This window comes from Enterobacter sp. JMULE2 (genome assembly GCF_013337145.1).
Classification (GTDB): domain Bacteria; phylum Pseudomonadota; class Gammaproteobacteria; order Enterobacterales; family Enterobacteriaceae; genus Enterobacter; species Enterobacter mori.
The window spans coordinates 237,599-261,071 of record NZ_SGWD01000015.1; the positions used below are offsets into that span (position 1 = coordinate 237,599).

The 23,473-nt window shown below is 53.6% G+C and carries 28 protein-coding genes and 1 tRNA gene; 13 read left to right on the forward strand and 16 right to left on the reverse strand.

What is annotated here, in order from left to right:
- Positions 1 to 9: 9 nt before the first annotated feature.
- Entirely contained in the window at positions 10 to 672 is a 663-nt protein-coding gene (locus EXW94_RS19160) for an inovirus-type Gp2 protein (RefSeq protein WP_174340762.1), read from the reverse strand.
- Between the two features lie 426 nt (positions 673 to 1,098).
- Between EXW94_RS19160 and EXW94_RS19165 the strand changes: the two genes are divergently transcribed.
- The 10 genes from EXW94_RS19165 to EXW94_RS19210 all read left to right on the forward strand — a co-directional run bounded on the left by EXW94_RS19165 (position 1,099) and on the right by EXW94_RS19210 (position 6,279).
- Positions 1,099 to 1,329 carry a DUF905 domain-containing protein gene (locus tag EXW94_RS19165; protein WP_174340763.1) on the forward strand — a complete coding sequence of 77 codons (231 nt, stop codon included), beginning with the start codon at positions 1,099 to 1,101 and terminating at the stop codon, positions 1,327 to 1,329.
- A 117-nt stretch (positions 1,330 to 1,446) separates the two neighbouring features.
- Positions 1,447 to 2,265, forward strand: a complete 819-nt coding sequence (locus tag EXW94_RS19170; protein ID WP_174340764.1) for a DUF932 domain-containing protein — start codon at positions 1,447 to 1,449, stop codon at positions 2,263 to 2,265.
- Positions 2,266 to 2,604: 339 nt separating this feature from the next.
- Complete coding sequence (locus EXW94_RS19175; protein WP_254797862.1) at positions 2,605 to 3,000, forward strand: antirestriction protein; 396 nt, start codon at positions 2,605 to 2,607, stop codon at positions 2,998 to 3,000.
- 11 nt (positions 3,001 to 3,011) lie between these two features.
- Positions 3,012 to 3,491, forward strand: a complete 480-nt coding sequence (gene radC / locus EXW94_RS19180) for a DNA repair protein RadC (protein ID WP_174340766.1) — start codon at positions 3,012 to 3,014, stop codon at positions 3,489 to 3,491.
- Positions 3,492 to 3,511: 20 nt separating this feature from the next.
- Positions 3,512 to 3,733: a DUF987 family protein gene (locus EXW94_RS19185; RefSeq protein ID WP_174340767.1), complete on the forward strand. Its 222-nt coding sequence runs from the start codon at positions 3,512 to 3,514 to the stop codon at positions 3,731 to 3,733.
- Positions 3,734 to 3,756: 23 nt separating this feature from the next.
- Positions 3,757 to 4,125: a type IV toxin-antitoxin system YeeU family antitoxin gene (locus EXW94_RS19190; protein ID WP_217436505.1), complete on the forward strand. Its 369-nt coding sequence runs from the start codon at positions 3,757 to 3,759 to the stop codon at positions 4,123 to 4,125.
- A 130-nt stretch (positions 4,126 to 4,255) separates the two neighbouring features.
- Complete coding sequence (locus tag EXW94_RS19195) at positions 4,256 to 4,633, forward strand: TA system toxin CbtA family protein (protein WP_174340768.1); 378 nt, start codon at positions 4,256 to 4,258, stop codon at positions 4,631 to 4,633.
- Positions 4,630 to 5,121, forward strand: coding sequence for a DUF5983 family protein (locus EXW94_RS19200; RefSeq protein WP_174340769.1), 492 nt, complete (start codon positions 4,630 to 4,632; stop codon positions 5,119 to 5,121). The genes EXW94_RS19195 and EXW94_RS19200 overlap by 4 nt, the downstream gene beginning before the upstream one ends.
- A gap of 28 nt (positions 5,122 to 5,149) precedes the next feature.
- The gene (locus EXW94_RS19205; RefSeq protein WP_174340770.1) at positions 5,150 to 5,353 is read left to right on the forward strand and encodes a DUF957 domain-containing protein; all 204 of its coding nucleotides are present in this window, start codon (positions 5,150 to 5,152) and stop codon (positions 5,351 to 5,353) included.
- An 83-nt stretch (positions 5,354 to 5,436) separates the two neighbouring features.
- Positions 5,437 to 6,279: a DUF4942 domain-containing protein gene (locus EXW94_RS19210; protein ID WP_174340771.1), complete on the forward strand. Its 843-nt coding sequence runs from the start codon at positions 5,437 to 5,439 to the stop codon at positions 6,277 to 6,279.
- A 100-nt stretch (positions 6,280 to 6,379) separates the two neighbouring features.
- On the opposite strand, the gene EXW94_RS19215 is transcribed toward EXW94_RS19210, so the two are convergent.
- The 3 genes from EXW94_RS19215 to proB all read right to left on the reverse strand — a co-directional run bounded on the left by EXW94_RS19215 (position 6,380) and on the right by proB (position 8,935).
- Positions 6,380 to 6,455, reverse strand: a tRNA-Thr gene (locus EXW94_RS19215).
- Positions 6,456 to 6,566: 111 nt separating this feature from the next.
- Complete coding sequence (gene proA / locus EXW94_RS19220; protein ID WP_120159510.1) at positions 6,567 to 7,820, reverse strand: glutamate-5-semialdehyde dehydrogenase; 1,254 nt, start codon at positions 7,818 to 7,820, stop codon at positions 6,567 to 6,569.
- Positions 7,821 to 7,831: 11 nt separating this feature from the next.
- Positions 7,832 to 8,935, reverse strand: coding sequence for a glutamate 5-kinase (proB, locus tag EXW94_RS19225; RefSeq protein WP_089598125.1), 1,104 nt, complete (start codon positions 8,933 to 8,935; stop codon positions 7,832 to 7,834).
- A 304-nt stretch (positions 8,936 to 9,239) separates the two neighbouring features.
- On the opposite strand from proB, the gene phoE reads away from it, so the two are divergent.
- Positions 9,240 to 10,292: a phosphoporin PhoE gene (phoE, locus tag EXW94_RS19230; RefSeq protein ID WP_010427906.1), complete on the forward strand. Its 1,053-nt coding sequence runs from the start codon at positions 9,240 to 9,242 to the stop codon at positions 10,290 to 10,292.
- Positions 10,293 to 10,402: 110 nt separating this feature from the next.
- On the opposite strand, the gene crl is transcribed toward phoE, so the two are convergent.
- From crl to gpt, 3 genes are all read right to left on the reverse strand, one after another.
- Positions 10,403 to 10,804, reverse strand: a complete 402-nt coding sequence (crl, locus tag EXW94_RS19235; RefSeq protein WP_010427905.1) for a sigma factor-binding protein Crl — start codon at positions 10,802 to 10,804, stop codon at positions 10,403 to 10,405.
- A 57-nt stretch (positions 10,805 to 10,861) separates the two neighbouring features.
- Positions 10,862 to 12,106 (reverse strand): esterase FrsA, encoded by a 1,245-nt coding sequence (gene frsA / locus EXW94_RS19240; RefSeq protein WP_108415658.1) that lies wholly within the window; start codon positions 12,104 to 12,106, stop codon positions 10,862 to 10,864.
- Between the two features lie 104 nt (positions 12,107 to 12,210).
- A complete protein-coding gene (gpt, locus tag EXW94_RS19245; protein ID WP_010427903.1) occupies positions 12,211 to 12,669 on the reverse strand; it encodes a xanthine phosphoribosyltransferase in 459 nt (152 codons plus the stop codon).
- Positions 12,670 to 12,929: 260 nt separating this feature from the next.
- On the opposite strand from gpt, the gene pepD reads away from it, so the two are divergent.
- Positions 12,930 to 14,387: a cytosol nonspecific dipeptidase gene (pepD, locus tag EXW94_RS19250; RefSeq protein ID WP_010427902.1), complete on the forward strand. Its 1,458-nt coding sequence runs from the start codon at positions 12,930 to 12,932 to the stop codon at positions 14,385 to 14,387.
- A gap of 76 nt (positions 14,388 to 14,463) precedes the next feature.
- Here pepD and dinB read toward each other — a convergent pair whose 3' ends face one another.
- The 8 genes from dinB to EXW94_RS19290 form a co-directional block, all read right to left on the reverse strand.
- Positions 14,464 to 15,522 carry a DNA polymerase IV gene (gene dinB, locus EXW94_RS19255; RefSeq protein ID WP_174340772.1) on the reverse strand — a complete coding sequence of 353 codons (1,059 nt, stop codon included), beginning with the start codon at positions 15,520 to 15,522 and terminating at the stop codon, positions 14,464 to 14,466.
- Positions 15,523 to 15,630: 108 nt separating this feature from the next.
- Positions 15,631 to 15,831 (reverse strand): (Na+)-NQR maturation NqrM, encoded by a 201-nt coding sequence (nqrM, locus tag EXW94_RS19260; protein WP_029484987.1) that lies wholly within the window; start codon positions 15,829 to 15,831, stop codon positions 15,631 to 15,633.
- A gap of 2 nt (positions 15,832 to 15,833) precedes the next feature.
- Entirely contained in the window at positions 15,834 to 17,057 is a 1,224-nt protein-coding gene (gene nqrF / locus EXW94_RS19265) for an NADH:ubiquinone reductase (Na(+)-transporting) subunit F (protein ID WP_126816693.1), read from the reverse strand.
- A 10-nt stretch (positions 17,058 to 17,067) separates the two neighbouring features.
- On the reverse strand, positions 17,068 to 17,664 hold the full coding sequence (nqrE, locus tag EXW94_RS19270) for an NADH:ubiquinone reductase (Na(+)-transporting) subunit E (RefSeq protein WP_003863217.1): 597 nt from the start codon (positions 17,662 to 17,664) through the stop codon (positions 17,068 to 17,070).
- A 6-nt stretch (positions 17,665 to 17,670) separates the two neighbouring features.
- A complete protein-coding gene (locus EXW94_RS19275; protein ID WP_014882676.1) occupies positions 17,671 to 18,309 on the reverse strand; it encodes an NADH:ubiquinone reductase (Na(+)-transporting) subunit D in 639 nt (212 codons plus the stop codon).
- Positions 18,302 to 19,096, reverse strand: coding sequence for a Na(+)-translocating NADH-quinone reductase subunit C (locus tag EXW94_RS19280; protein ID WP_174340773.1), 795 nt, complete (start codon positions 19,094 to 19,096; stop codon positions 18,302 to 18,304). The genes EXW94_RS19275 and EXW94_RS19280 overlap by 8 nt, the downstream gene beginning before the upstream one ends.
- A complete protein-coding gene (locus EXW94_RS19285; RefSeq protein WP_174340774.1) occupies positions 19,089 to 20,324 on the reverse strand; it encodes an NADH:ubiquinone reductase (Na(+)-transporting) subunit B in 1,236 nt (411 codons plus the stop codon). The genes EXW94_RS19280 and EXW94_RS19285 overlap by 8 nt, the downstream gene beginning before the upstream one ends.
- 2 nt (positions 20,325 to 20,326) lie before the next feature.
- A complete protein-coding gene (locus EXW94_RS19290) occupies positions 20,327 to 21,670 on the reverse strand; it encodes a Na(+)-translocating NADH-quinone reductase subunit A (RefSeq protein ID WP_174340775.1) in 1,344 nt (447 codons plus the stop codon).
- Positions 21,671 to 21,969: 299 nt separating this feature from the next.
- Here EXW94_RS19290 and dpaA point away from each other — a divergent pair, with 299 nt between their 5' ends.
- Entirely contained in the window at positions 21,970 to 22,710 is a 741-nt protein-coding gene (gene dpaA, locus EXW94_RS19295) for a peptidoglycan meso-diaminopimelic acid protein amidase (RefSeq protein WP_174340776.1), read from the forward strand.
- Here the strand turns inward: dpaA and EXW94_RS19300 are convergent.
- On the reverse strand, positions 22,681 to 23,448 hold the full coding sequence (locus EXW94_RS19300) for a class II glutamine amidotransferase (RefSeq protein WP_010427885.1): 768 nt from the start codon (positions 23,446 to 23,448) through the stop codon (positions 22,681 to 22,683). The genes dpaA and EXW94_RS19300 overlap by 30 nt on opposite strands.
- Positions 23,449 to 23,473: the final 25 nt, after the last annotated feature.

The following is a 23,473-nucleotide window of genomic DNA, read 5'->3' on the forward strand; positions in this document are numbered from 1 at the left end:
TAAATAATCCTAACCCTGACTACAACCAAAACTTCTCTTACCGTTAAAAACATCTTTCCCCTTATGCTTAATTAAATAATCAAGTCTACCTTTCATCGAATCATAGATACCGTCTATACCCTTTTCAGCAAGATCATTTCGGTTAAACTCATAAACAGGATTCTTAGGGATATGAACCAACTTAGAATACTTTAGATCATAGACTTCAATAGCTTTCAGCCAGCATTTAGCAATCACTGTGTAAAGATTTTCCGTATCACCTTTGTTGTACCTAATACTGTTGAAAGCATCTGCATTTAAAAGCAACATAACGTGGTAATGGAGTTTCTTACCAATGAAGTAGGTTTCCTTCCCATATTCTCTTACCCAGTTATGACCTATTTTAGTGTTATGGATATAACCATCTGGTTTAGTAAGCTTAAGTTGCTTTAGTTTTCTTTTTTGAAAAGCTGGTAATTGCTCATTGAGGTATTTGAAGAATCGTGATATCGCCTCATAGTCCATAACGTAATGGATATCAGTATCAGGATAATGGAGATCCAGTCTGAACAGGGATACTCTGGAGTGATGAGTTAATGCCTTAAGCATGGTTTGTTTGATTCTACGTTGGTGATGTAGATTACCTTTACCGTATTTTGTAGTAATAGTATTTTTAGGGTCTTTGAATCTCATTAACAATGCTCCTGATTGTTTTATTTGTATGTTGAGAGTTACATAGTATTAAAACTAACAACTTAGCTATTAGGTTAATAGCTTTACGTATTGCTATCTTGATTACTCGCATGGTTAACAAGTGAATACTTACAGCTAGAATATGATTATTTGTTTTAGCTCATTAGTTACCTAATAAGCTATTTTAGTTTATTATAATTAACCATGACTACAATAATACTATTACCGAGGATCTATGACAGTTAAGTGACCTCATCAACCTCTACTGCCAGTTGGGTTATCAATTAAAAGAAAATATTATAAACACAGAAAGTTAGGTGACATAAAAATGGAGCTATATCACTGATGTTAACCTACAGATTTATTCACATCTATATCACTCCAGAGAATAAACAATTCTGAATTATATTTCGGAGAGATAACCTTATGGATGAATCATCTATCCCTGTTTTACCTTCAGGTTCATTTAGTCGTGAACAGGCTGAAGCTGTCGTAGCGGTTTATCAGAACGTAACCATTGAAGATGATCAATCAACTCATTTTCGTCTGGTCGTTCGCAATAGCGGCTTTATGGTCTGGCGAGCCTGGAACGTTGAACCTGACGCGGGCTACTGGCTGAATAAGTTTATCGAAAGTGATGGCATTCCTTGTCAATAATCAAACACCAGCACTTAATTAACCACCAGCAATAATCGCCATCAACACGTAAACAGACTGCGTTCCTTCGGGAATGTGGTCTGTTTTGCTTTATACCGTTATCAAAAGGAGTTTCCCATGCGTTTAGCTTCCCGCTTTGGTCGGATTAATCAGATACGCCGTGACCGCCCTTTAACCCACGAAGAACTCATGCACCATGTACCCAGTATTTTCAGTGAAACTAAACATGAATCCCGCTCTGACCGCTACAGTTATATCCCCACAATTACTCTGCTCGAAAACCTGAAACGTGAAGGATTTCAGCCATTCTTCGCGTGCCAGACTCGCGTTCGTGATTTGAGTAAACGCGAACATACCAAACATATGCTGCGGTTACGACGTGCAGGTCAGATCGCCAGTAAGCAAGTACCGGAAATCATTCTGCTCAATTCCCATGATGGTTCATCCAGCTATCAAATGCTCCCCGGTCTTTTCAGAGCCGTCTGTGCCAACGGTCTGGTCTGTGGTCAGTCGTTTGGTGAGGTCCGGGTTCCGCACAAGGGAGACGTGGTGGAGAAAGTCATTGAGGGCGCTTATGAGGTCCTGGGCGTGTTTGATCGTGTCGAAGAAAAACGCGATGCCATGCAGTCGCTTTTATTACCGCCACCAGCACAACATGCGCTGGCTAATGCCGCTATCACTTATCGCTTTGGTGAAGAACACCAGCCCGTCACTGTTTCTCAGGTGCTGAATCCCCGCCGTTATGAAGATCGTAGCGATGATCTCTGGACGGTATATCAGCGAATCCAGGAGAACCTGATCAAAGGGGGATTATCAGGACGCAATGCGCAGGGGCGCAGTAGTCGAACTCGTGCCGTAAATGGTATCGACGGCGACATTAAGCTCAACCGGGCACTCTGGGTGATGGCGGAAGAACTACAGCAGGCGCTGAGCTGATGCCACCGCTGCCTGATAACGCTCGCCAGGCCCTCCCTTATCCGACCGTCCTGGAGAACAATCCCGGCTGCCGCTCCATCTCCGATGACGATCTGTGCGCCTGGTGCTCACACCTTCTTTATCGCCCCGGTGAATTCAGCCTGTGCAGCTTAAGCCTCCCGGAGGGCTACTGGCCCTCCCGCTCTGATGAGGATGGCTATGTGCAGTCCTGTCCGTCACTTCTTCTCAACACCCATATGAAAATACAAAGGAAACTACATGAAAAACATACCGGCCATGACAAACGATACCGCTGAGTGCCTTATCTCACCACCCTCCACTGCCCGCAACATTGCGTGCATGCCGGTGCCCGATGAACTGCGTGTTGCATTCTGGCCGCAGCACTTCGGCAGTATTCCACAGTGGATAATCCTTGAACCCACCGTCTTCGCCTGGATGGACCGCTTCTGCGCGGACTACCACGGCGGTATCTGGAATTTTTATACGCTCAGCAACGGCGGCGCGTTTATGGCACCGGAGCCGGATAACAACGAACCGTGGGCGCTGTTCAACGTCATGAACGGTAACGACGCTGAGCTCAGCGCCGAAGCCGCCGGGATTGCCGTCTGCATGATGGCATACTGCCACCACGCCATGCGCACCGGATGCGATGCCATGACGGAGCACTATTATCGCCTGCGCGATTACGCGCTCAACCATGACGAGTGCAGCGGCATTATGCATATCATCGACTGAGGTATGGCACGATGGAACAACAACTCCCGCTGTTCGCCCGTGAACTGGCTCCCGCCGACCAGCTGACGGTCAGGAAGGCATTAACCCTGCTGGAAGGCCAGCTACGCGAACCCGGCGCGGCATTCAACTCAAGCCACGCGGTACGTGACTGGCTGCGTCTGCAGCTCGCGACGCTGGAGCGTGAAGCGTTTACCGCGCTCTTCCTTGATAACCAGCACCGGCTGATTGCGCATGAAACCCTCTTCACCGGCACCATCAGCCATACCCAGGTTCATCCCCGCGAAGTCGTGAAGGCGGCTCTGAAACATAACGCTGCCGCCATTCTCGTCGCGCACTGCCACCCCTCAGGCAACGCAGAGCCCAGCGAGGCTGACAGGTGGGTCACCGAACGTCTTAAAAAGGCGCTGGACCTGGTGGACATCCGTCTGCTGGACCATCTGGTCGTGGGCGGGATGGATATTATCTCCTTTTCTGAAAGGGGCTGGCTGTAGCACGACAGGAAAAGAACGCTATGAAAATCATTCCCAAACGTCAGGCGATGACGATATACCGCCAGCATCCGCAGGCCCGGTTGTTTCGTTTCTGTAGAGGAAAGTACCAATGGCGCGGCAGCATCTGCCATTACTACGGTCGGGAGGTCCAGAACATCTGCGGCGTGCTCGCGGTCTTCGCGGAGCGCCGTCAGGACCGCAGCGGCCCGTATGTCACTCTGCGGTGCGTCACTCTGAATTAACACACGCTTAAGGAAAGCTAAAATTGTCGAATAAAATACCGGCAGTAAACCACGATATTACAGAACCCTGGTGGGGTCTAAAACGCAGTATCACACCCTGTTTTGGCGCACGACTGGTACAGGAGAGCAACCGGCTGCACTATCTCGCCGACCGCGCCAGTATCACCGGAACCTTCAGCGATGCGGACTTACGCCATCTGGACCAGGCATTTCCGGTGCTGCTCAAACAGCTTGAATTAATGCTGGTTTCCGGTGAGCTCAATCCCCGTCATCAGCACTGCGTCACCTTGTATGCAAAAGGCCTGACCTGCGAAGCCGACTCCCTCGGTTCGCACGGGTACATTTATATAGCGATTTACCCGACACCACCTGAAGCACAACCCGGAGGCTAATGAGCATGCCGCACCTGACGCCATGCGGCAGTAAGTGTTTTCCCTGAAAAACACCGTAATTCACCAGCCTCCTTCACCGTAATACGTTCCCTGCGAACAGCGCCTTATTTATTTAACAGAGATCAACGTTATGCAAACCTTACCCACCCTCCCGACGCGGAAGGCACCGTCACGCCCGTCACCAGTCGAAATCTGGCAGCAACTTCTTACGTATCTGCTGGAAAGGCATTACGGCCTTTCGCTTAACGATACACAGTTTGGTGATGGCAATGTGATCCAGCAGCATATTGACGCCGGGATTTCACTGGCAGATGCACTCAATTTTCATGTTGAAAAATATGAACTGGTACGAATTGATCGTCCCGGTTTTTCCATTCAGCATCAGTCTCCGTTCATCAGCACAATCGACATACTCCGGGCCAGAAAGGCCACCGGCCTGATGCAACGGACCGGCTATAAAGCGGTGACCTGCGCCATCAGTGGACAGTCCTCCGGGGAGCAGCCATGAAACTGTCCCTCACAGTGGAAGCCGATACCGTTAATGTACTGGCCCTGAATGCGGGCCGGATCGCCGTGGATATCGATGGTATTGAGCTGGCCGCCCTGATTGATACGCTAAACCAGAACGGCTACTCGCTGCGCATAGCTGACGAACCTGGAAAGCTGTTAATTGAAGATCCGCTACCAATTAGCTGCCGGTATAACGGCATCCAGTGCAGTACTGCCCATATCACTCGCGAAGATAACGACCTTCTGCACCGGCTATCACGCCAGGTGCTGGACTTTGATGACTCTGAATGGGTGGGCTACACGGGATCGGGTTATCTCATTCGCCTTGATGCGTGGGCATTCCCGATTCTGCAGCTGAAACGACGCGGATTGTCGAAAGCCGGTCGCCGGTTAATTGTCACCCTGATGCGTCGATACCAGCTGGGGATCATCCATCTCGATGCCTTTGGTGAACTGCTACCAGGTTTTGAGACCTTCGACTGGTAACCAACCTCACTTATCACAAGGAAAGCTCATGCTGGCATTAACCACCGAAGCGGCGCTCGATATTCTGATCGACTGGCTGCAGGACAATATCAGTTGCGACACCGACATTATTTTCGACAACGACGAAGACAGGACCGATTCGGCAACACTGTTGCCCTGGATAGAAAAGGCGCGAAAGGAGGTTCTCGCTCTCCGGCATCTCCACCTTCTGCAACAGGCCAGTACAGATTAGCCTCCGAACCTTACTTATCACCCACATACAAGCGCCAGTCCTTACCCGGCTGGCGTTTTGCGTTTATATCAAGGAACTAACTTATGCCTGAACTTACCCTCACCGAACCCGAAGTTTTGACTGACCATACTGAAGTTATCAGTTCCACCAGCATTGAGCGCATCGTCACAGGACGTAATAACGCGCTTGAGAGGGTTGAAACGCTGATCCACCAGCTTGAAGAAATCTCGACACTGACCAGAAGTATCGGCGGCGGTACTTCCAACGACTGGGCGATGCGGGAAGGACACCGCTACGGAAGCTGGTTAATCGAATCGCCAGAAGTCGCCATGAAAGCCGTCACTAACAATATCGATCGCAGTATCTGGCGTGATTTGATGAAGAAATCCGGCATGATCGCGCTGATGGATGCTCAGGCGCGTGACGAATGGTACGGCAGTCTGGAGAAAGACGATATTCCCGCCATCAGCGAAGCAAATATTCTCAGCACCTTTGAACAGTTGCATCAGAGCAAAGCTGAGGTGTTTGAGCGTGGCGTTATCAACGTGTTTAAAGGCTTAAGCTGGGACTATAAGTCGAATTCGCCCTGCAAGTTTGGCAAGAAGGTCATCGTCGAAGGGCTGGTTCAGTACGACCGCTGGGGATTTCATTTTCGGCATGGCCGCAGACGCGATCAGCTATCGGATTTGGATCGCATGCTGAATCTGCTGGATGGTAAACCTGTTCCTGAAAATCGCAACGATCTTGCCGTGAGACTGGATACCCATATCAGCAAACAACATTCCTCCGTTTTCGAAGACGAGTACGTTTCGATACGCTATTTCCAGAAGGGAACAGGACACATCATTTTCAAGCGTCAGGATTTGGTTGAGAAGATGAACGACATTGTAGCGAAGCACTATCCGGGGATGATAGCAGGGAGATAGTGTTGATTTTCGTTGATGCAAATCACTTACATCAGCAGTTACATGAAAAAGGATAGTGGTGTAATCGGAAAGAAAATTTGATGTAACTTATTGATTCATATGGTGCCGATAATAGGAGTCGAACCTACGACCTTCGCATTACGAATGCGCTGCTCTACCAACTGAGCTATATCGGCCCTGAGAGGCCGGTTACGAGTGTAACCACGGGGCAAAAGGTTAGATCTATACGGGTGATGCGTCAATGCCCTTTTGAATCAAACGGCTACTTTTGCATCACCCGCAGTTATTTACGCACGAATCGTATCGTCACCGAAGCCGATCCACTTGTAGGTGGTCAGCGCTTCCAGTCCCATCGGACCGCGCGCGTGCAGTTTCTGCGTGCTAACCGCCACCTCAGCGCCGAGGCCGAACTGGCCGCCGTCGGTGAAGCGGGTTGAGGCATTCACATACACCGCGGAGGAATCCACTTCGTTCACGAAGCGATCGGCATTGCGCAGCGTACGCGTCAGGATCGCGTCCGAATGCTGGGTGCCGTGTTCACGAATGTGCGCAATGGCGTCGTCGAGATCCGCAACCACTTTCACGTTCAGATCCAGCGACAGGAATTCGTCGTCGTACTGCTCCGCGTTGACGGGAACGACGTTAGCCGGGCCATCCTGCAGCAGCGCGAGCGCGTTGGCGTCGGCGTGCAGCGTCACGCCGCTCTCTGCCATCTGCTTGCTCAGAGCTGGCAGGAAGGTGTTCGCAATATCCTGATGCACCAGCAGCGTTTCTACGGTGTTACAGGTGCTTGGACGCTGGGTTTTCGCGTTAACGATAATCTTCAGCGCCGGTTCAATCTCAGCGCTGTCGTCGACCACGATATGGCACACGCCGATACCGCCGGTGATCACCGGAATGGTCGACTGCTCGCGGCAGAGTTTGTGCAGGCCTGCGCCACCGCGTGGGATCAGCATGTCGATGTATTTGTCCATGCGCAGCATTTCGTTGACCAGCGCGCGGTCCGGGCTCTCGATCGCCTGTACGGCCCCCGCCGGTAAGCCACACTCTTCCAGCGCCTGCTGAATGACTTTCACCGTCGCGGCATTGGTGCGCCATGTCTCTTTTCCACCGCGCAGAATAGCGGCGTTACCGGTTTTCAGGCACAGAGAGGCGACGTCAACGGTGACGTTTGGGCGGGCTTCGTAAATGACGCCGATCACGCCGAGCGGCACGCGGCGGCGCTCAAGACGTAAACCGCTGTCGAGCAGCCCACCATCAATGACCTGCCCTACCGGATCGGCCAGATTACAGACCTGACGGACATCGTCGGCGATGCCTTTCAGGCGTGCCGGCGTCAGCGCCAGACGGTCAAGCATCGCTTCGCTCAAACCGTTGCGACGGGCTTCCAACAGATCCTGCTCGTTGGCGAGCAAAATTTCCTGGGACTGTGATTCCAGATAATCAGCGATTTTTTCCAGCACACGGTTTTTCTCGCGGCTGGAAAGGAGCGCCAGTTTGTAAGAGGCGGCCTTCGCGGCTGCGCCCATTTGTTCCAGCATATTCTGGCTCCTTAACGAATAATCATGTCATCGCGATGTACGGCAACCGGGCCATACTCGTAGCCAAGAATGGCATCGATTTGCTGCGAATGGTGGCCCGCGATGCGGCGCAGCGCGTCGCTGTTATAGCGGCTTACGCCGTGGGCGATGTCGCGGCCTTCAAGGCTACGGATGCGGATCACTTCACCACGGGAGAAGTTGCCTGTCACGCTTTTAATTCCTTTAGGAAGTAATGAACTCCCTCGTTCCAGAATCGCGGCAGTGGCCCCTTCATCGACGACGAGTTCACCCGCAGGAGGCGCACCAAATATCCAGCGTTTGCGGTTTTCCAGCGGGGATTCCTGGGCGTGGAAGCGGGTGCCGACAGAGATGCCTTCCATCACGTCGCCAATCACGCCTGGACGGCTGCCCGCAGCAATGATGGTGTCGATACCGGCACGGCACGCGACGTCGGCGGCCTGCAGCTTGGTGCCCATTCCGCCGGTTCCGAGGCCTGAAACGCTGTCACCGGCGATGGCGCGCAGGGCATCGTCAATGCCGTGAACATCGGTAATCAGTTCGGCTTCAGGGTTAGAACGCGGGTCGGCGGTGAACAGCCCCTGCTGATCGGTCAGAAGCAGGAGTTTATCGGCACCGGCCAGAATCGCCGCCAGCGCAGAGAGGTTATCGTTATCACCCACTTTAATTTCAGCGGTGGCCACGGCGTCGTTTTCATTAATAACCGGAACAATATTGTTGTCCAGCAGCGCGCGCAGCGTATCGCGCGCGTTCAGGAAACGCTCTCTGTCTTCCATATCCGCACGCGTCAGCAGCATCTGCCCGACATGAATACCATAGATAGAGAACAACTGTTCCCAGAGTTGAATGAGTCGGCTTTGCCCCACGGCGGCCAGCAGCTGTTTAGAGGCTATCGTCGCGGGGAGTTCGGGGTAACCCAGATGTTCACGCCCGGCGGCAATCGCCCCGGAGGTCACGATAACAATACGATGCCCTGCGGCATGCAGCTGAGCGCACTGACGTACAAGCTCAACAATGTGGGCGCGATTAAGGCGGCGCGATCCGCCTGTTAACACACTGGTACCGAGTTTTACCACCAGCGTCTGGCTGTCACTCATGATTCTCTGCCGTTCAACGATAAGGGAAAATGATGTCGAACGAACGTTTTAACAGGACTCAGCCCCGTTGCCAACTGCCTTAGCACAAAGCAAAACACTTTATTGCGCGGGATCAGGAAGCGTAGCGGCTGATTTTGACAAATTTATTACTGAAAAATTAAAACATACTTTTTTAAACATATTCTTAAATTGTCATAAAACGTTCACCCGCGGACGATAAAACCCTTCCTGTTTTTTCACGGAACATAAGCGTCGGCTTAGCGTTCAGCGAATATTAGCGCGTATATAAAACTCAGGATTGAAAATGAAAAAGAGCACTCTGGCATTAGTGGTAATGGGAGTTGTGGCTTCCGCATCTGTTCACGCAGCAGAGGTTTATAATAAGAACGGTAATAAACTGGACGTGTACGGCAAAGTAAAAGCAATGCACTACCTCAGTGATGATGACGCTAAAGACGGTGACCAGACGTACGTGCGTTTCGGCTTTAAAGGTGAAACGCAGATTAACGATCAGCTGACGGGCTATGGCCGCTGGGAAGCAGAATTTGCCGGAAACAAAGCAGAGAGCGACTCTTCTCAGAAAACGCGTCTGGCGTTTGCCGGGCTTAAATTAAAAGACTTTGGTTCTCTGGATTATGGTCGTAACCTCGGGGCGCTGTATGACGTCGCATCCTACACCGATATGTTCCCTGAGTTCGGCGGCGATGGTCTGGCGCAAACCGACAACTTCATGACCAAGCGTGCCTCCGGTCTTGCCACCTATCGTAACACCGACTTCTTTGGCGTGGTGGACGGTCTGGATATGACCCTGCAATACCAGGGCAAAAATGAAAACCGCGACGTGAAAAAGCAGAACGGGGATGGCTTCGGTACGTCTCTGAGCTATGACTTCGGCGGCAGCGATTTCTCTGTCATTGGTGCTTATGCTAACTCCGATCGCACCAACGAGCAGAACCTGCTGACGCGCGGTGAAGGTAAAAAAGCCGAAGGCTGGGCAACCGGCCTGAAATATGATGCCAATGATATTTATCTGGCTACTATTTATTCAGAAACCCGCAATATGGCCCCAATCTCCGGTGGTTTCGCGAATAAAGCGCAAAACTTCGAAGTGGTTGCGCAATATCAGTTTGACTTTGGCCTGCGTCCATCCGTTGGCTATGTTCAGTCTAAAGGCAAAGACATCGAAGGCATTGGCGACGAAGATATCGTGAAATATATCGACGTGGGCGCAACCTATTATTTCAACAAAAACATGTCCGCGTTTGTTGATTATAAAATCAACCAGATTGATGACGACAATAAACTGGGTGTAAGCAGCGATGATATCGTCGCCCTGGGTATGACGTACCAGTTCTGATTTTGTGGAAATAAAAAAACCGGCTTGATGCCGGTTTTTTTATTATCGGGGATTAAGACGGTCTGGTGCCCTCACCCCGGCCCTCTCCCACAGGGAGAGGGAGAAGACTATCAGGCGGTCAGCTTAACCGCCTCGCTGGAAAAATCATCCGCAGGCTCCAGCTTCAGATCCAGCGTTGCCAGCAGCGCGCTAGCCTTGCCGAGATACTCTTTCAGCGTATGTTCCAGGCGGTCGATCACTTCCTGATCTTTAATAGGTGCCGCTTGCCAGTAACCGTCTTTGTTAAACAGGCCAAACTGGTAGCTGTAGGTAAAGCGTTTTTCCTCTGCTTCCATTTCCATCCACCAGCCCCAGAATTCACGTTTTTCGGGTGCAGGCTTCACGTTGACGCAAACAGCCAGGCAGTCGAAAAAAAAGCGATTCTCTTCACACTGCTCTTCTCGAATATACGGGCCAAGAGCCATGAACTTCTTGATCAGTCTACTTTTCGGATGTCCACTCGGTAACGTCATTGCGATCTCCTTTTGTGAAGCCACTGTTTTACCAAACCATCAAAATTTAGCAATCTATTAACACAATCTCTGCGCGATCCAGCGTGTAATCTCTTTTAACGCCTTGTCAAAATTCTGATACACCGGGCTGAATGGCACTTCAAGCAACTTGCCATCCGAAGATGACGACGTGATTAAGCGCGACTCTTCTTCCGGACTAAACGGATCGTTTTTCCAGAAACCTGACAGCATCGGCGTTGGGCAGCGGCGTCCCAGCAACCCCTGCGTTTTTAACGAGTAACGATTGAGCTCAACGCGCAGCGCTTCGTCTGATGCATCATGCATGCCAAGACGACTGGCCAGCACATCAAGGTACATCTCCGGCACGCTGCCCTGACGGGCAGGATCGCTGAGCAGCGCGTGAACCACCGGGCCCAGACAGGCCACAGCCTTCAGGCGCGAGGATTCAAGATAGGCCAGACGCACCGCAACGTTCGCCCCAAATCGGAAGCCAAAAGCCGCCACGCGGGTATGGTCAACCCAGGGAATATTCTCCAGTGCTTTAAGCGCATGCTGGTGCAGCAGGCTCGAGTCCTGAGTCAATTTCCACTTCGACGAGAAGCCAATAGAAGGCATGTCGAGCGTCAGCATCGCAATCCCTTTTGGTGCGAAGTAGCGCTCAAACAGGCTGTAATAATCAATTTGCAGGGAATCCAGCCCACCGCACATCAGTACGGTCGGGAACGGGCCGTCGCCTTCCGGCATATGCAGGAACCCGGTGACGGGTGCGCCACCTGGAATGCTGAACTCAAGCTCGCGCATCTGGCCCGGCAAACGCTGCGCCGCCTCTTCATATGCACGGTTCGCCAGCGCCTGAGCCTGCTCCGCCAGCTCATCACCTTTCAGATGTGGATACGCGGCAATGGCATAAAGATTGGCCGCATGCAGCCAGTGCTTGCCGCTGCGCGTGGCATCCTCTTCCTGGCTGGCTTTTTGCTGCCAGAGCATCGCCTGCTTCGACCATTCATAGATCCAGTTGCCGCCGCGATAGCCCACCACCGTATCGTAAAGCTCGCTGTCGGTCCGTTCAGATTCGCTCATGACGATACGCGCCTGCACGTCAAGGATTTCACGCGGATCGATACCACGCCAGATCCACATCAGGCGGTTAATCATGCGATACCAGTGGGGCACGTTTTTACCGTCTAACGCAGACTGGACGGCAGGCATGGTCCCCGGATTAAACCGACGCACCAGCGTCGACGTTTCAGGGTGTTTGAAACGGGGTTTAAAGAGAGTTTCGGTGAGATTCGCCTGCGTCATTGCGTTGCCTCCATGGATACGTCATATAACGTCCATTGTAACGCGTGGCAGGATAAAAAGAACAACGCCCGGCATTGCCGGGCGTGTAAAGTTACGTACTGGGATTAACGGCCTGAAATAGGCGGTACGAAGACCACGCCCATATCCCATGGCTGTTCAATCCAGGTATCCTGCGGGATATCAATCACGTAATCGTCAACCAGTGGGCGACCCGCCGGTTTAGCGAAGATCGTGACGAAGTGCGCTTTTGGATACATTTCACGGATAGCCACCGCGGTACCACCGGTATCGACCAGATCGTCAATAACGATGAAGCCTTCACCGTCGCCTTCCGCGCGTTTCAGCACGGTCAGCTCGCGCTGGTTGTCGTGGTCATAGCTGGAGATACATACGGTATCGACATGACGAATACCCAGCTCACGTGCCAACAGCGCCCCCGGTACCAGACCGCCGCGGCTAACGGCAATAATGCCTTTCCACTGCTCGGAAGGCATCAGACGCGCAGCCAGTTTGCGTGCGTGAATCTGCAACATGTCCCAGGTGACGACGTATTTTTCGCTCATGTGAAGTGTCCCAGCCTGTTTATATACGGCTTAAAAAGTGTTCGAGGGGGAAATAGGTTGCGCGAGATTATAGAGATCTGACGCACTAAAAACCAGTGTTTAGCGCCCCGAGCCTGAGTTTTTACATGCTTTATGCTACCCGCCGTCGGAGAAAGTGGTATTCTCAGAAGCATCTCGCAAGCCTGTCTTGTGGTAACTATTAACCTGCTAACCCTGTGACCTGCAACCCAGTTTGCAGCGCATCGACAAGGAGACTTATCGTGTCTGAACTGTCTCAATTATCTCCACAACCGCTGTGGGATATTTTTGCCAAAATCTGTTCCATTCCACACCCTTCCTACCATGAAGAACAGCTTGCCGAACACATTATGGGTTGGGCGAAGGAAAAAGGTCTGCACGCCGAGCGCGACCAGGTTGGCAACATTCTGATCCGCAAGCCCGCCACTGCAGGCATGGAAAACCGTAAACCGGTTGTGCTGCAGGCGCACCTGGACATGGTTCCGCAGAAAAACAACGACACCGTTCACGACTTCACTAAAGACCCGATTCAACCGTACATCGACGGCGAGTGGGTGAAAGCGCGCGGCACCACCCTGGGCGCGGATAACGGCATCGGTATGGCCTCTGCGCTGGCGGTGCTGGCTGACGACAGCGTTGAGCACGGTCCACTGGAAGTGCTGCTGACCATGACCGAAGAAGCAGGCATGGACGGCGCGTTCGGTCTGCAGGCCAACTGGCTGCAGGCGGATATCCTGATCAACACCGACTCCGAAGAAGAAGGCGAGATCTACATGGGCTGCGCGGGCGGGATTGATTTCATTTCTACCCTGCCGCTGTCTCGTGAAGCGATTCCCGCAGGCTACCAGACCTTCAAGCTGACGCTGAAAGGGCTGAAAGGCGGCCACTCCGGCGGTGATATTCATCTGGGTCTCGGCAATGCCAATAAACTGCTGGCACGCTTCCTGGCGGGTCACGCGGCTGAGCTGGATCTGCGTCTGGTCGACTTCAACGGCGGTACCCTGCGCAACGCGATCCCACGTGAAGCCTTCGCCACCGTAGCCGTTCCTGCGGCAAAAGCAGACGAGCTGAAAAAGCTCTCCAGCGTTTATCTTGATATCCTGAAAAACGAACTTTCTGAGAAAGAGAAGAACCTGACCGTAGTGCTGGAATCCGTGACCACGGATAAAGCCGCCCTGACCGCACAGTCTCGTGACACCTTCGTTCAGCTGCTGAATGCGACGCCAAACGGCGTGATCCGCAACTCTGACGTCGCGAAAGGTGTGGTAGAAACCTCCCTGAACGTGGGCGTGGTGACCATGGGCGACGACAGCGCAGAGATCATCTGCCTTATCCGTTCCCTGATCGACAGCGGTAAAGAGTACGTAGTGAGCATGCTGGAGTCTCTGGGCACGCTGGCGGGCGCAAAAACCTCCGCGAAAGGCAGCTACCCGGGCTGGCAGCCGGACGCAAGCTCTCCGGTCATGGCACTGGTGCGTGAAACATACCAGCGTCTGTTCAACAGCACCCCGAACATTCAGGTTATCCACGCCGGTCTGGAATGCGGTCTGTTCAAGAAGCCGTATCCTGACATGGACATGGTGTCTATCGGACCAACCATCACCGGTCCGCACTCGCCGGATGAGCAGGTTCATATCGAAAGCGTCGGTCACTACTGGACGCTGCTGACTGAACTGCTGAAAGCGATTCCTGCTAAGTAATACCCTCACCCCAGCCCTCTCCCACAGGGAGAGCGTGAAAAACATAGGCCCGGTAAGCGTAGCGCACCGGGCTTTTTTACAATCCCAATACCAGCTGTCGTTCCAGCTGCGGGTCCAGCAGCGTGACGTGCAATCCCAACAGCCTCACCCCTCGCCCGCCCCGGCGCTCTTCCCATGCCTTTTTTGCGGTCGCAATCAGATCGTCTTTATTCAGACGCGGCCAGACGTGTTCCTGCGTGGTCTGCTGGAAATCGTTGAATTTTAGCTTGATGCCCTGACGGGCGATCAGCAGGTCCGGCTTCACCTTGGTTAAGCGTCGCTCCAGCTCAGGGTAAAGCTGTTCCGTGATAATGGCCTCGCACTCGGACCAGTCATGAATATCTTCAATGAGGGTGCGCTCAACGCCGACGGATTTCCGTAGCCGTTCGCTGTTCACATCGCGATCGTCAATGCCCTGACTGCGCTCCCACAGCACGCGACCAAACTTCCCAAAGCGCTTCAGCAGCATGGCGAGATCGCTTCGCTGCACGTCTTCGCAGGTCCGTAGCCCCATGCTTTCCAGCTTAGCGGCGGAGACTTTTCCGACCCCGGGGATTTTGCCGAGCGGCAGCGTTTTTAAAAATGCAGGCACCTCTTCAGGCGTGATGACGTACTGACCGTTGGGTTTATTTAAATCGGAGGCGATTTTGGCGAGGAATTTAACGGGTGCGACGCCCGCTGATGCGGTCAGGTTCAGCTCGTTGAATATCGTCTGGCGGATCTCCTGGGCCATCAGCGTGGCGGAGCCGTGGCAATGCACGCTGTCGGTCACATCCAGATAGGCTTCGTCCAGCGACAGCGGTTCTATCAGTGAGGTGTAGCGGGAGAAGATTTCCCGAATATGAATTGAGGCCTCTTTATAAGCATCAAACCGACCGGGCAGGAGCGTGAGATGAGGGCAAAGCTTTAAGGCCATCGCAGTCGGCATGGCGCTGCGCACGCCAAATTTGCGCGCGGGATAGTTGGCGGTGCTGATCACACCGCGCTGCACGCGGCTGCCGCCAATGGCGATGGGAATATCCCGCAGCGCCGGGTTGTCACGCATCTCCACTGCGGCAAAAAAGCAGTCCATATCGACATGGATTATTTTGCGCATAGTAAGCCCTCACTCATCACTGGATAAGTATACAGTAAATAAATGAGGATTGAGAAGCAGATGTGAAAACGCCGGGTGGCGGCTTTGCCTTACCCGGCTCACATACACTTAAATGATACGCTGCTGCTCGCGGGCCATTCTTTTTTTCCGCGCATCGCACGGTTCCGGGCAGTCGCACACCTTTTCCATCCCAAGGGATGAAATACCGCCACAGCTGCCCTGAATGCTTTTACGCTTGATGATCCAGCCTAACGACATGCCGAGCACCACCAGCACAAACACCGCGAATGTTGCCAGAAACGTCAGCATCATCAGCCTCCAAAGTCATCAAGCATGATGTTCTCATCTTCGACGCCAAGATCTTTAAGCATCTTAATCACGGCGGCGTTCATCATCGGCGGACCACACATATAGAACTCGCAGTCTTCCGGTGCCGGGTGCTGTTTGAGGTAGTTTTCGTACAGCACGTTGTGGATGAAGCCCGTATAGCCCGTCCAGTTATCTTCCGGCTGCGGATCGGAAAGCGCCACGTGGAAGGTAAAGTTAGGGTTCTCACGCGCCAGCTGTTCAAACTCGTCGTCGTAGAACATCTCGCGCAGGGAGCGTGCCCCGTACCAGAAGCTGATTTTACGCTTGCTGCTTAGACGTTTGAGCTGGTCAAAGATGTGCGAGCGCATCGGGGCCATACCGGCACCGCCGCCGATAAAGACCATTTCCGCATCGGTATCTTTGGCAAAGAACTCACCGAACGGACCGGAGATCGTCACTTTGTCGCCTGGCTTAAGGGACCAGATATACGACGACATCACGCCCGGCGGTGCATTCGGCACATTCGGCGGCGGCGTGGCGATACGCACGTTGAGCATGATAATGCCCTTCTCTTCCGGATAGTTAGCCATGGAGTAAGCGCGCAACGCCGGCTCTTTTACTTCGGAAACAAAGCGGAAGAGATTGAATTTGTCCCAGTCGGCCCGATACTCCTCGGGCACGTCGAAGTCGGCATACGCTACGGTGTGCGCCGGACAATCAATCTGGATATACCCGCCCGCGCGGAACGGAACGCTCTCCCCTTCAGGGACACGCAGCTTAAGCTCTTTAATGAAGGTGGCTTTGTTATCGTTAGAGATAACTTCGCACTCCCATTTTTTAACGCCGAAGATCTCTTCCGGCAGCTCAATCTTCATGTTCTGGCGCACCGCGACCTGGCAGGCCAGACGGCACCCCTCTTTCGCTTCACGCTTCGTGATATGGGAAAGTTCAGTTGGCAGGATATCACCGCCGCCCTCTTTCACCGTCACACGGCACTGCCCGCATGAGCCACCGCCGCCACAGGCTGACGAGACAAAGATCCCATTGCCCGAGAGCGTATTGAGCAGTTTGTCCCCTGCCGGGGTACGGATCTGATTTTGCGGGTCATCGTTGATATCAATAATGACATCACCGGCGTTCACCAGCTTCGCACGCGCCGCCAGAATCAGCCCTGACAGCACCAGAACAATCAGCGTGAACATCACCACGCCAAGAATAATTTCCATCTGTTAGCCCTTATAGCTGCACACCGGAGAAGGACATAAAGCCCAACGCCATCAGGCCGGTGGTGATAAAGGTGATCCCTAAGCCGCGCAGACCCGCAGGCACGTTGGCATATTTCATTTTTTCGCGGATCCCCGCCATGGTCACAATCGCCAGCATCCAGCCGATGCCGGAACCGAAGCCATAGACCACGGATTCGCTGAAGTTGTAATCGCGCTGAACCATAAACGAGACGCCGCCGAAGATGGCGCAGTTCACCGCGATCAGCGGCAGGAAGATCCCCAGCGCGTTGTACAGCGACGGGAAATACTTATCGAGGATCATCTCAAGGATTTGCACCAGCGCCGCGATCACGCCGATAAAGGTGATGAAGTTGAGGAAGCTGAGATCGACCCCTTCCACCAGCGCGCCGTCCCGCAGCACGAAGTTGAACACCAGGTTGTTAATCGGAACCGAAAGCCCCAACACAACGGTGACCGCCACGCCCAGGCCAAATGCCGTGGAGACCTTTTTAGACACGGCGAGGAACGTACACATGCCGAGGAAAAACGCGAGCGCCATGTTTTCAACAAACACCGCGCGCACAAATAAACTCAGGTAATGAGCCATTGTCGGTTACTCCTTTTCCTGCTGTTCAGGCTTCAACGTACGAATCAGCCAGATCAGCAAACCGATAATGAAAAATGCGCTTGGCGCGAGCAGGAACAGGCCGTTCGGCAGATACCAGCCGCCGTTCTGCACCGTGTCCAGCACCGTGATGCCAAACAGCTTGCCGCTGCCAATCAGCTCACGCAGGAACCCTACCGTCAGGAGGATCACGCCGTAGCCGAGGCCGTTGCCGATACCGTCCATAAAGCTCGCGAGCGGCGGCATCTTCATGGCGTAAGCCTCTGCGCGGCCCATCACGATACAGTTGGTGATAATCAACCCGACAAACACCGAAAGCTGTTTTGATGTTTCGTAGGCAAAAGCGCGCAGCAACTGATCGACCACGATCACCAGCGAGGCGATGATCGCCATCTGCACGATGATCCTCACGCTGTTGGGGATGTGGTGGCGGATCATCGAGATAAACATGCTGGAAAACGCCGTAACCAGCGTGACCGCCAGCGTCATCACCACCGCCGTTTCCAGCTTGGTCGTCACTGCCAGGGCTGAACAGACGCCCAGCACCTGTAACGTTATCGGGTTATTGGCTAAAAGTGGGCCAATCAGCACCTTTTTAACTTCTTTCAGTTCGCCCGTATCAGCCATTATTCAGCGCTCCTTCACGTACATTTTTCAGGAAGGGGCCAAAGCCAAGTTCGCCCATCCAGAAATCAAAACTGTGCTGCACCCCGTTTGAGGTGAGCGTCGCCCCTGAAAGGCCGTCAACGGCGAATTCATCCCCGGGACGCGCCCCCCCTTTCACGACTCTCAGAGCAGGCTGACCGCTATCGTCGAGCACTTTTTTGCCGACAAACTGCGCGCGCCAGTTAGGGTTTTCCACTTCGCCACCCAGCCCCGGCGTTTCGCCCTGATCGTAATAGGTAATGCCTTTGACCGTGCGGCCATCGGTATCCAGTGCCACAAAGGCGTACATCATTGACCACAGCCCGTTACCGTAGATGGGCAAAACCACTTCCTGCACGCGCTGTTGTTCGTCACGCACCAGGTAGATCTCCGCGATGTTGCTGCGGCGCTTTATACCTGCCGGATCCTGCGATGCGTCAAGCACGGTGCTCATCTGCGGATCTTTCAGCGCCAGCGCCTGGTTATACTTCGCCGGGTCTTTATCCATCAGCTCACCGGTTTTTAGATCCACCAGCCGCGCGGTAATACGTTCGGCAAACACGTCTGCGACGTCGTCCTTCGTCATGCCTTCCTGCATCAGCCCGGCCACGGCGAGAATGTTACGCTGTTTATCCAGCGCGCGTTGCTCCTGCTGCAGCGGTTTTAACCCCACGGCAGACCCCGCAACCACAATGGAACAGACCAGACACAGTACCAGCACCACCAGCAGCGTTTTGCTGATGCTGTCGTTATTTTTAACCTCAGCCACGCGCCTTCCTCCGCTTAATGTTGGCCCGCACCACCAGGTAATCGAACAGCGGCGCAAACAGGTTGGCAAACAGAATGGCCAACATCATCCCTTCAGGATACGCCGGATTGACCACGCGGATCAGAACGCACATCGCGCCAATGAGCACGCCGTAACACCATTTACCTCTATCGGTAAACGAGGCCGAGACGGGATCGGTCGCCATGAACATCATGCCAAACGCAAAGCCTCCCAGCACCAGGTGCCAGTACCACGGCATGGAGAACATCGGGTTAGTGCTTGAACCAATGAGATTGAACAGCGTGGCGGTAAGCACCATGCCAAGCATGACACCTGCGACGATGCGCCAGGAGGCCACACGACCAAAGAGAATGATTGCGCCACCAAGCAAAATCATCAGGGTAGACACTTCGCCAATGGAACCCGGAATGTTGCCTATAAAGGCATCGAACCAGGTGACCGGCTGGCCGGTAGCATTGTTAACCAACGTTTCGCCGCCGCCTGCCGCCCACTGTGAAAGCGGCGTCGCGCCGGAGAAACCGTCGGCTGCCGTCCACACCAGGTCGCCGGAGATCTGCGCCGGGTAAGCAAAGAACAGGAACGCGCGCCCCGCCAGCGCCGGGTTGAGGAAGTTGCGTCCGGTCCCGCCGAAGATCTCTTTGGCAATCACCACGCCAAAGCTGATCCCCATCGCCGCCTGCCAGAGCGGCAGCGTTGGCGGAACAATCAGAGCAAACAGAATAGAGGTCACGAAGAAGCCTTCGTTGATCTCATGTTTGCGAATAATGGCAAACAGCACTTCCCAGAAGCCGCCCACGATAAAGACCGTGATATAGATTGGCAGGAAGAAGACCGCGCCCAGCGTCATCATACTCAGCCAGCCCGCGTCGGGCGCAAAGCTTACCCCCAGCGACTGCGCCAGACGGTAATGCCAGTCGGACTGGATCACCTGCGCCAGCTGCTGTGCATCGTACATGTGGTGCAGTGCCGGAATGGTCTGCAAGCCGACGTTGTACATGCCCCAGAACATGGCCGGGAAGACGGCAAACCATACCAGGAGCATCATTCGCTTGAGATCGATGGCGTCGCGCACGTGCGCCGCCCCTTTCGTCACCAGCCCCGGCGTGTAGAAAATGGTCGTTGTCGCTTCATACAGCGGGTAGTACTTTTTGAGCTTCCCTTCGGTAAAGTGCGGCTCAATTTTTTCAAAGAGGTGTTTTAAGCCCATCGTTATCCTTCCTGCTCAATGCGGGTTAACACCTCGCGCAATACGGGTCCGTATTCGTATTTGCCTGGACACACATAGGTACAGAGCGCCAGATCTTCTTCGTCCAGCTCCAAGCAGCCCAGCGCCTGCGCGCCGTCGGTATCGCCAGCAAGGAGATCGCGCAGCAGCACGGTAGGCAGAATATCCAGCGGCATTACGCGCTCGTAGTTACCAATGGGTACCATCGCACGCTCACCGCCGTGGGTGCTGGTGGAGAAGTTGAAAAGCTTATGGCGCAGGAAGTGACCCAGCGTGGTGCGGGTGACGGAGTATTTTTCTGCACCAGGCAGAACCCAGCCGAACAGCTCTTTCTCACGCCCTTCCTGAACGATGCTCACCTGCAGATGGAAGCGCCCCAGATAAGCCTGCGCGCCAACGGCATGACGGCCACTGAGTACCGAACCGGAAATCAGGCGGTTTTCACCCGCTTTGGTTTCATCGGTCAGCAGCTCATTGATATCTGCACCTAATAGCGTCTTCACCAGACGTGGGTTTGTCGCCTGCGGTCCACCAATGGCGATCGTGCGTTCAGCACACAGCTCACCCGTGGTAAAGAGCGTACCTATGGCAATCACATCCTGATAATTCAGATGCCAGACCTGTTTTGTCAGGCTCACCGGTTCAAGGAAGTGGATGTGTGTGCCCACCAGCCCCGCCGGATGCGGGCCAGCAAATTCATTAAACGTTACCTGCCCCTGTGGATGGCCGCCAAGCTTGCCGCCGCTCGCCTGGCAGACATGAACCTTCCCGGGCGTCAGACGCGTTAAAAGGGTCAACCCGGCATCAAACGCCTTGCGCTGCGCCAGGATAATAGGCTGCGGATCCGCACTGAGCGGATTGGTGTCGATGGCGGTAACGAAAATAGCCGCAGGTACGGTTCCCGGAACCGGTGACTTGCTAAAGGGGCGGGTGCGAAGTGACGTCCACAACCCCGACGCCAGCAGCTGCGCCTGCACGGATTCGCGGCTGAGTGTCGCGAGGTCGGCCACATCAAAACGCGCAAACTCGCGCTGCTCATCGCCTTCAAGGCGGATCACAACGGATTGCAACACGCGGCGTTCACCGCGATGAATCGCCACAACGGTGCCGCTGGCCGGGGCCGTAAACAAGACGCCCGGATTTTTTTTATCCTCGAAGAGCGCCTGGCCTTTGATGACGCGATCGCCCTCTTGCACCAGCATCGCCGGGCGCATCCCCACATAATCGTCGCCCAAAATAGCGACATGACGAATGCTGGCCCCTTGCGCGACGTGCTGATCGGGCACACCGGAAATCGGCAGATCAAGTCCTTTTCTTATTCTAAACATGTAGTTAGCAGGTATCCATGAACAACAATCCAGAGGGGGTGAAGTGTACCATTTTCGTCCCAAAGGGGGCAGAGGATCCGCCTCCTGACGCGCCAAAATGCGAGCTATTACGCAAAGTTCCTGGAGTCAGGGCGATTTGAATGGGTTATAAAGTAAAACTAATTTGTAAACACAAAGGTTGGCTCTTGCGAAAATCTTTATCGGTGCTAATGTGAGCGCTCCTGTCCAGATTAATCTGATTTCGGGTCTCTTTTGCCGTCCTGGCAATTTGGTCATGGTTTTATCAAGGAACTAGTAGTATGCGTAAAATCGCATTGTTCATTGCGATGCTTCTGATGCCGTGCATGTCGTTTGCCGGACTGCTCAGCAGTAATAGCTCAACGACACCGGTTAGCAAAGAATATAAACAACAGCTGATGGGATCCCCGGTTTATATTCAAATCTTCAAGGAAGAACGCACTCTCGATCTGTTTGTGAAAATGGGCGAGACATATCAGCTGCTTGATAGTTACAAAATTTGTAACTACTCCGGTGGTCTGGGGCCAAAACAGCGTCAGGGCGATTTCAAAAGTCCGGAAGGGTTTTACAATGTTCAGCGTAGTCAGCTAAAACCTGACAGCCGCTTCTATAAAGCCATTAACATTGGCTTCCCGAATGCCTATGACCGTGCACACGGTTATGAAGGTAAATACCTGATGATCCACGGTGCCTGCGTGTCTGTCGGCTGTTATGCGATGACCGACTCCGGCATTGATGAGATTTTCCAGTTTGTCACGGGCGCGCTGGTCTTTGGGCAGCCTAACGTACAGGTCAGCATCTATCCGTTCCGCATGACGGACGCCAACATGGCGCGTCATAAGTACTCCTACTACGCGGATTTCTGGAAACAGCTGAAGCCAGGTTACGACTACTTTGAGCAGACCCGCAAGCCACCGGTGGTCTCTATCGTCGATGGTCGTTACGTGGTCAGCAAGCCGCTGAGCCACGAAGTCGTCCACCCGCAGCTGGCGTCAAATTACACGGTCCCCGAGACAAAATAGCACCCACTCGCCTGGCATAATCTTTTGCCAGGTTTCGTTGCCCGTCAGCGGCTGCGTTGCGATAACAGTGACCACATCGTTCGGTGTGGTCTCCTTCTGAAAGTCTATCTCCACATCCTGATCGAGCAGCGTCGCAACGCCAAACGGCGCGCGGCGGGTGATCCAGAACAGATTCGTTGAGCAGAACGCCATCACATAGCGCCCGTCAGAAAGCAGCATGTTGAACACGCCTTTTTCACGCAGTTCAGACGCCAGCGTCGCGATATATTTGAATACGGCGGCCATGTTGCCGGGCGTGCGGGGATAGCGCTCCGTCAGCTTGTGCAGCAGCCAGCAGAAGGCTTTTTCGCTGTCCGTTTCGCCGACCGGGCGGAAATTGCCCGTCTCCAGCGACTTATAGCCCGTAAGCTGCCCGTTGTGCGCGTAGGTCCAGTTACGGCCCCACAGTTCACGGGTAAACGGATGGGTATTTTCCAGCGCCACTTCGCCGCGGTTTGCCTGACGGATGTGGGCGATCACCGAGCGGGACTTGATGGGGTAGTCCTGCACCAGTTTGGCAATCGGTGAGTTGAAGCTAGGCTGTGGATCTTTGAACGTGCGACACCCTTTGCCTTCGTAGAAGGTGATGCCCCAGCCGTCTTTATGCGGCCCGGTTCCTCCACCGCGCTGAACCAGCCCGGTGAAACTAAAGCAGATATCGGTTGGCACATTAGCGCTCATCCCGAGCAGTTCGCACATACAACACCTCCACAAAACGCCTTAA

Excerpts from the sequence above, each read along its gene's own strand:
- EXW94_RS19160 (WP_174340762.1), bottom strand. The coding sequence starts at position 672 with ATGAGATTCAAAGACCCTAAAAATACTATTACTACAAAATACGGTAAA.
- EXW94_RS19165 (WP_174340763.1), top strand. The coding sequence starts at position 1,099 with ATGGATGAATCATCTATCCCTGTTTTACCTTCAGGTTCATTTAGTCGT.
- EXW94_RS19170 (WP_174340764.1), top strand. The coding sequence starts at position 1,447 with ATGCGTTTAGCTTCCCGCTTTGGTCGGATTAATCAGATACGCCGTGAC.
- EXW94_RS19175 (WP_254797862.1), top strand. The coding sequence starts at position 2,605 with ATGCCGGTGCCCGATGAACTGCGTGTTGCATTCTGGCCGCAGCACTTC.
- radC (WP_174340766.1), top strand. The coding sequence starts at position 3,012 with ATGGAACAACAACTCCCGCTGTTCGCCCGTGAACTGGCTCCCGCCGAC.
- EXW94_RS19185 (WP_174340767.1), top strand. The coding sequence starts at position 3,512 with ATGAAAATCATTCCCAAACGTCAGGCGATGACGATATACCGCCAGCAT.
- EXW94_RS19195 (WP_174340768.1), top strand. The coding sequence starts at position 4,256 with ATGCAAACCTTACCCACCCTCCCGACGCGGAAGGCACCGTCACGCCCG.
- EXW94_RS19200 (WP_174340769.1), top strand. The coding sequence starts at position 4,630 with ATGAAACTGTCCCTCACAGTGGAAGCCGATACCGTTAATGTACTGGCC.
- EXW94_RS19205 (WP_174340770.1), top strand. The coding sequence starts at position 5,150 with ATGCTGGCATTAACCACCGAAGCGGCGCTCGATATTCTGATCGACTGG.
- EXW94_RS19210 (WP_174340771.1), top strand. The coding sequence starts at position 5,437 with ATGCCTGAACTTACCCTCACCGAACCCGAAGTTTTGACTGACCATACT.
- proA (WP_120159510.1), bottom strand. The coding sequence starts at position 7,820 with ATGCTGGAACAAATGGGCGCAGCCGCGAAGGCCGCCTCTTACAAACTG.
- proB (WP_089598125.1), bottom strand. The coding sequence starts at position 8,935 with ATGAGTGACAGCCAGACGCTGGTGGTAAAACTCGGTACCAGTGTGTTA.
- phoE (WP_010427906.1), top strand. The coding sequence starts at position 9,240 with ATGAAAAAGAGCACTCTGGCATTAGTGGTAATGGGAGTTGTGGCTTCC.
- crl (WP_010427905.1), bottom strand. The coding sequence starts at position 10,804 with ATGACGTTACCGAGTGGACATCCGAAAAGTAGACTGATCAAGAAGTTC.
- frsA (WP_108415658.1), bottom strand. The coding sequence starts at position 12,106 with ATGACGCAGGCGAATCTCACCGAAACTCTCTTTAAACCCCGTTTCAAA.
- gpt (WP_010427903.1), bottom strand. The coding sequence starts at position 12,669 with ATGAGCGAAAAATACGTCGTCACCTGGGACATGTTGCAGATTCACGCA.
- dinB (WP_174340772.1), bottom strand. The coding sequence starts at position 15,522 with ATGCGCAAAATAATCCATGTCGATATGGACTGCTTTTTTGCCGCAGTG.
- nqrM (WP_029484987.1), bottom strand. The coding sequence starts at position 15,831 with ATGCTGACGTTTCTGGCAACATTCGCGGTGTTTGTGCTGGTGGTGCTC.
- nqrF (WP_126816693.1), bottom strand. The coding sequence starts at position 17,057 with ATGGAAATTATTCTTGGCGTGGTGATGTTCACGCTGATTGTTCTGGTG.
- nqrE (WP_003863217.1), bottom strand. The coding sequence starts at position 17,664 with ATGGCTCATTACCTGAGTTTATTTGTGCGCGCGGTGTTTGTTGAAAAC.
- EXW94_RS19275 (WP_014882676.1), bottom strand. The coding sequence starts at position 18,309 with ATGGCTGATACGGGCGAACTGAAAGAAGTTAAAAAGGTGCTGATTGGC.
- EXW94_RS19285 (WP_174340774.1), bottom strand. The coding sequence starts at position 20,324 with ATGGGCTTAAAACACCTCTTTGAAAAAATTGAGCCGCACTTTACCGAA.
- EXW94_RS19290 (WP_174340775.1), bottom strand. The coding sequence starts at position 21,670 with ATGTTTAGAATAAGAAAAGGACTTGATCTGCCGATTTCCGGTGTGCCC.
- dpaA (WP_174340776.1), top strand. The coding sequence starts at position 21,970 with ATGCGTAAAATCGCATTGTTCATTGCGATGCTTCTGATGCCGTGCATG.
- EXW94_RS19300 (WP_010427885.1), bottom strand. The coding sequence starts at position 23,448 with ATGTGCGAACTGCTCGGGATGAGCGCTAATGTGCCAACCGATATCTGC.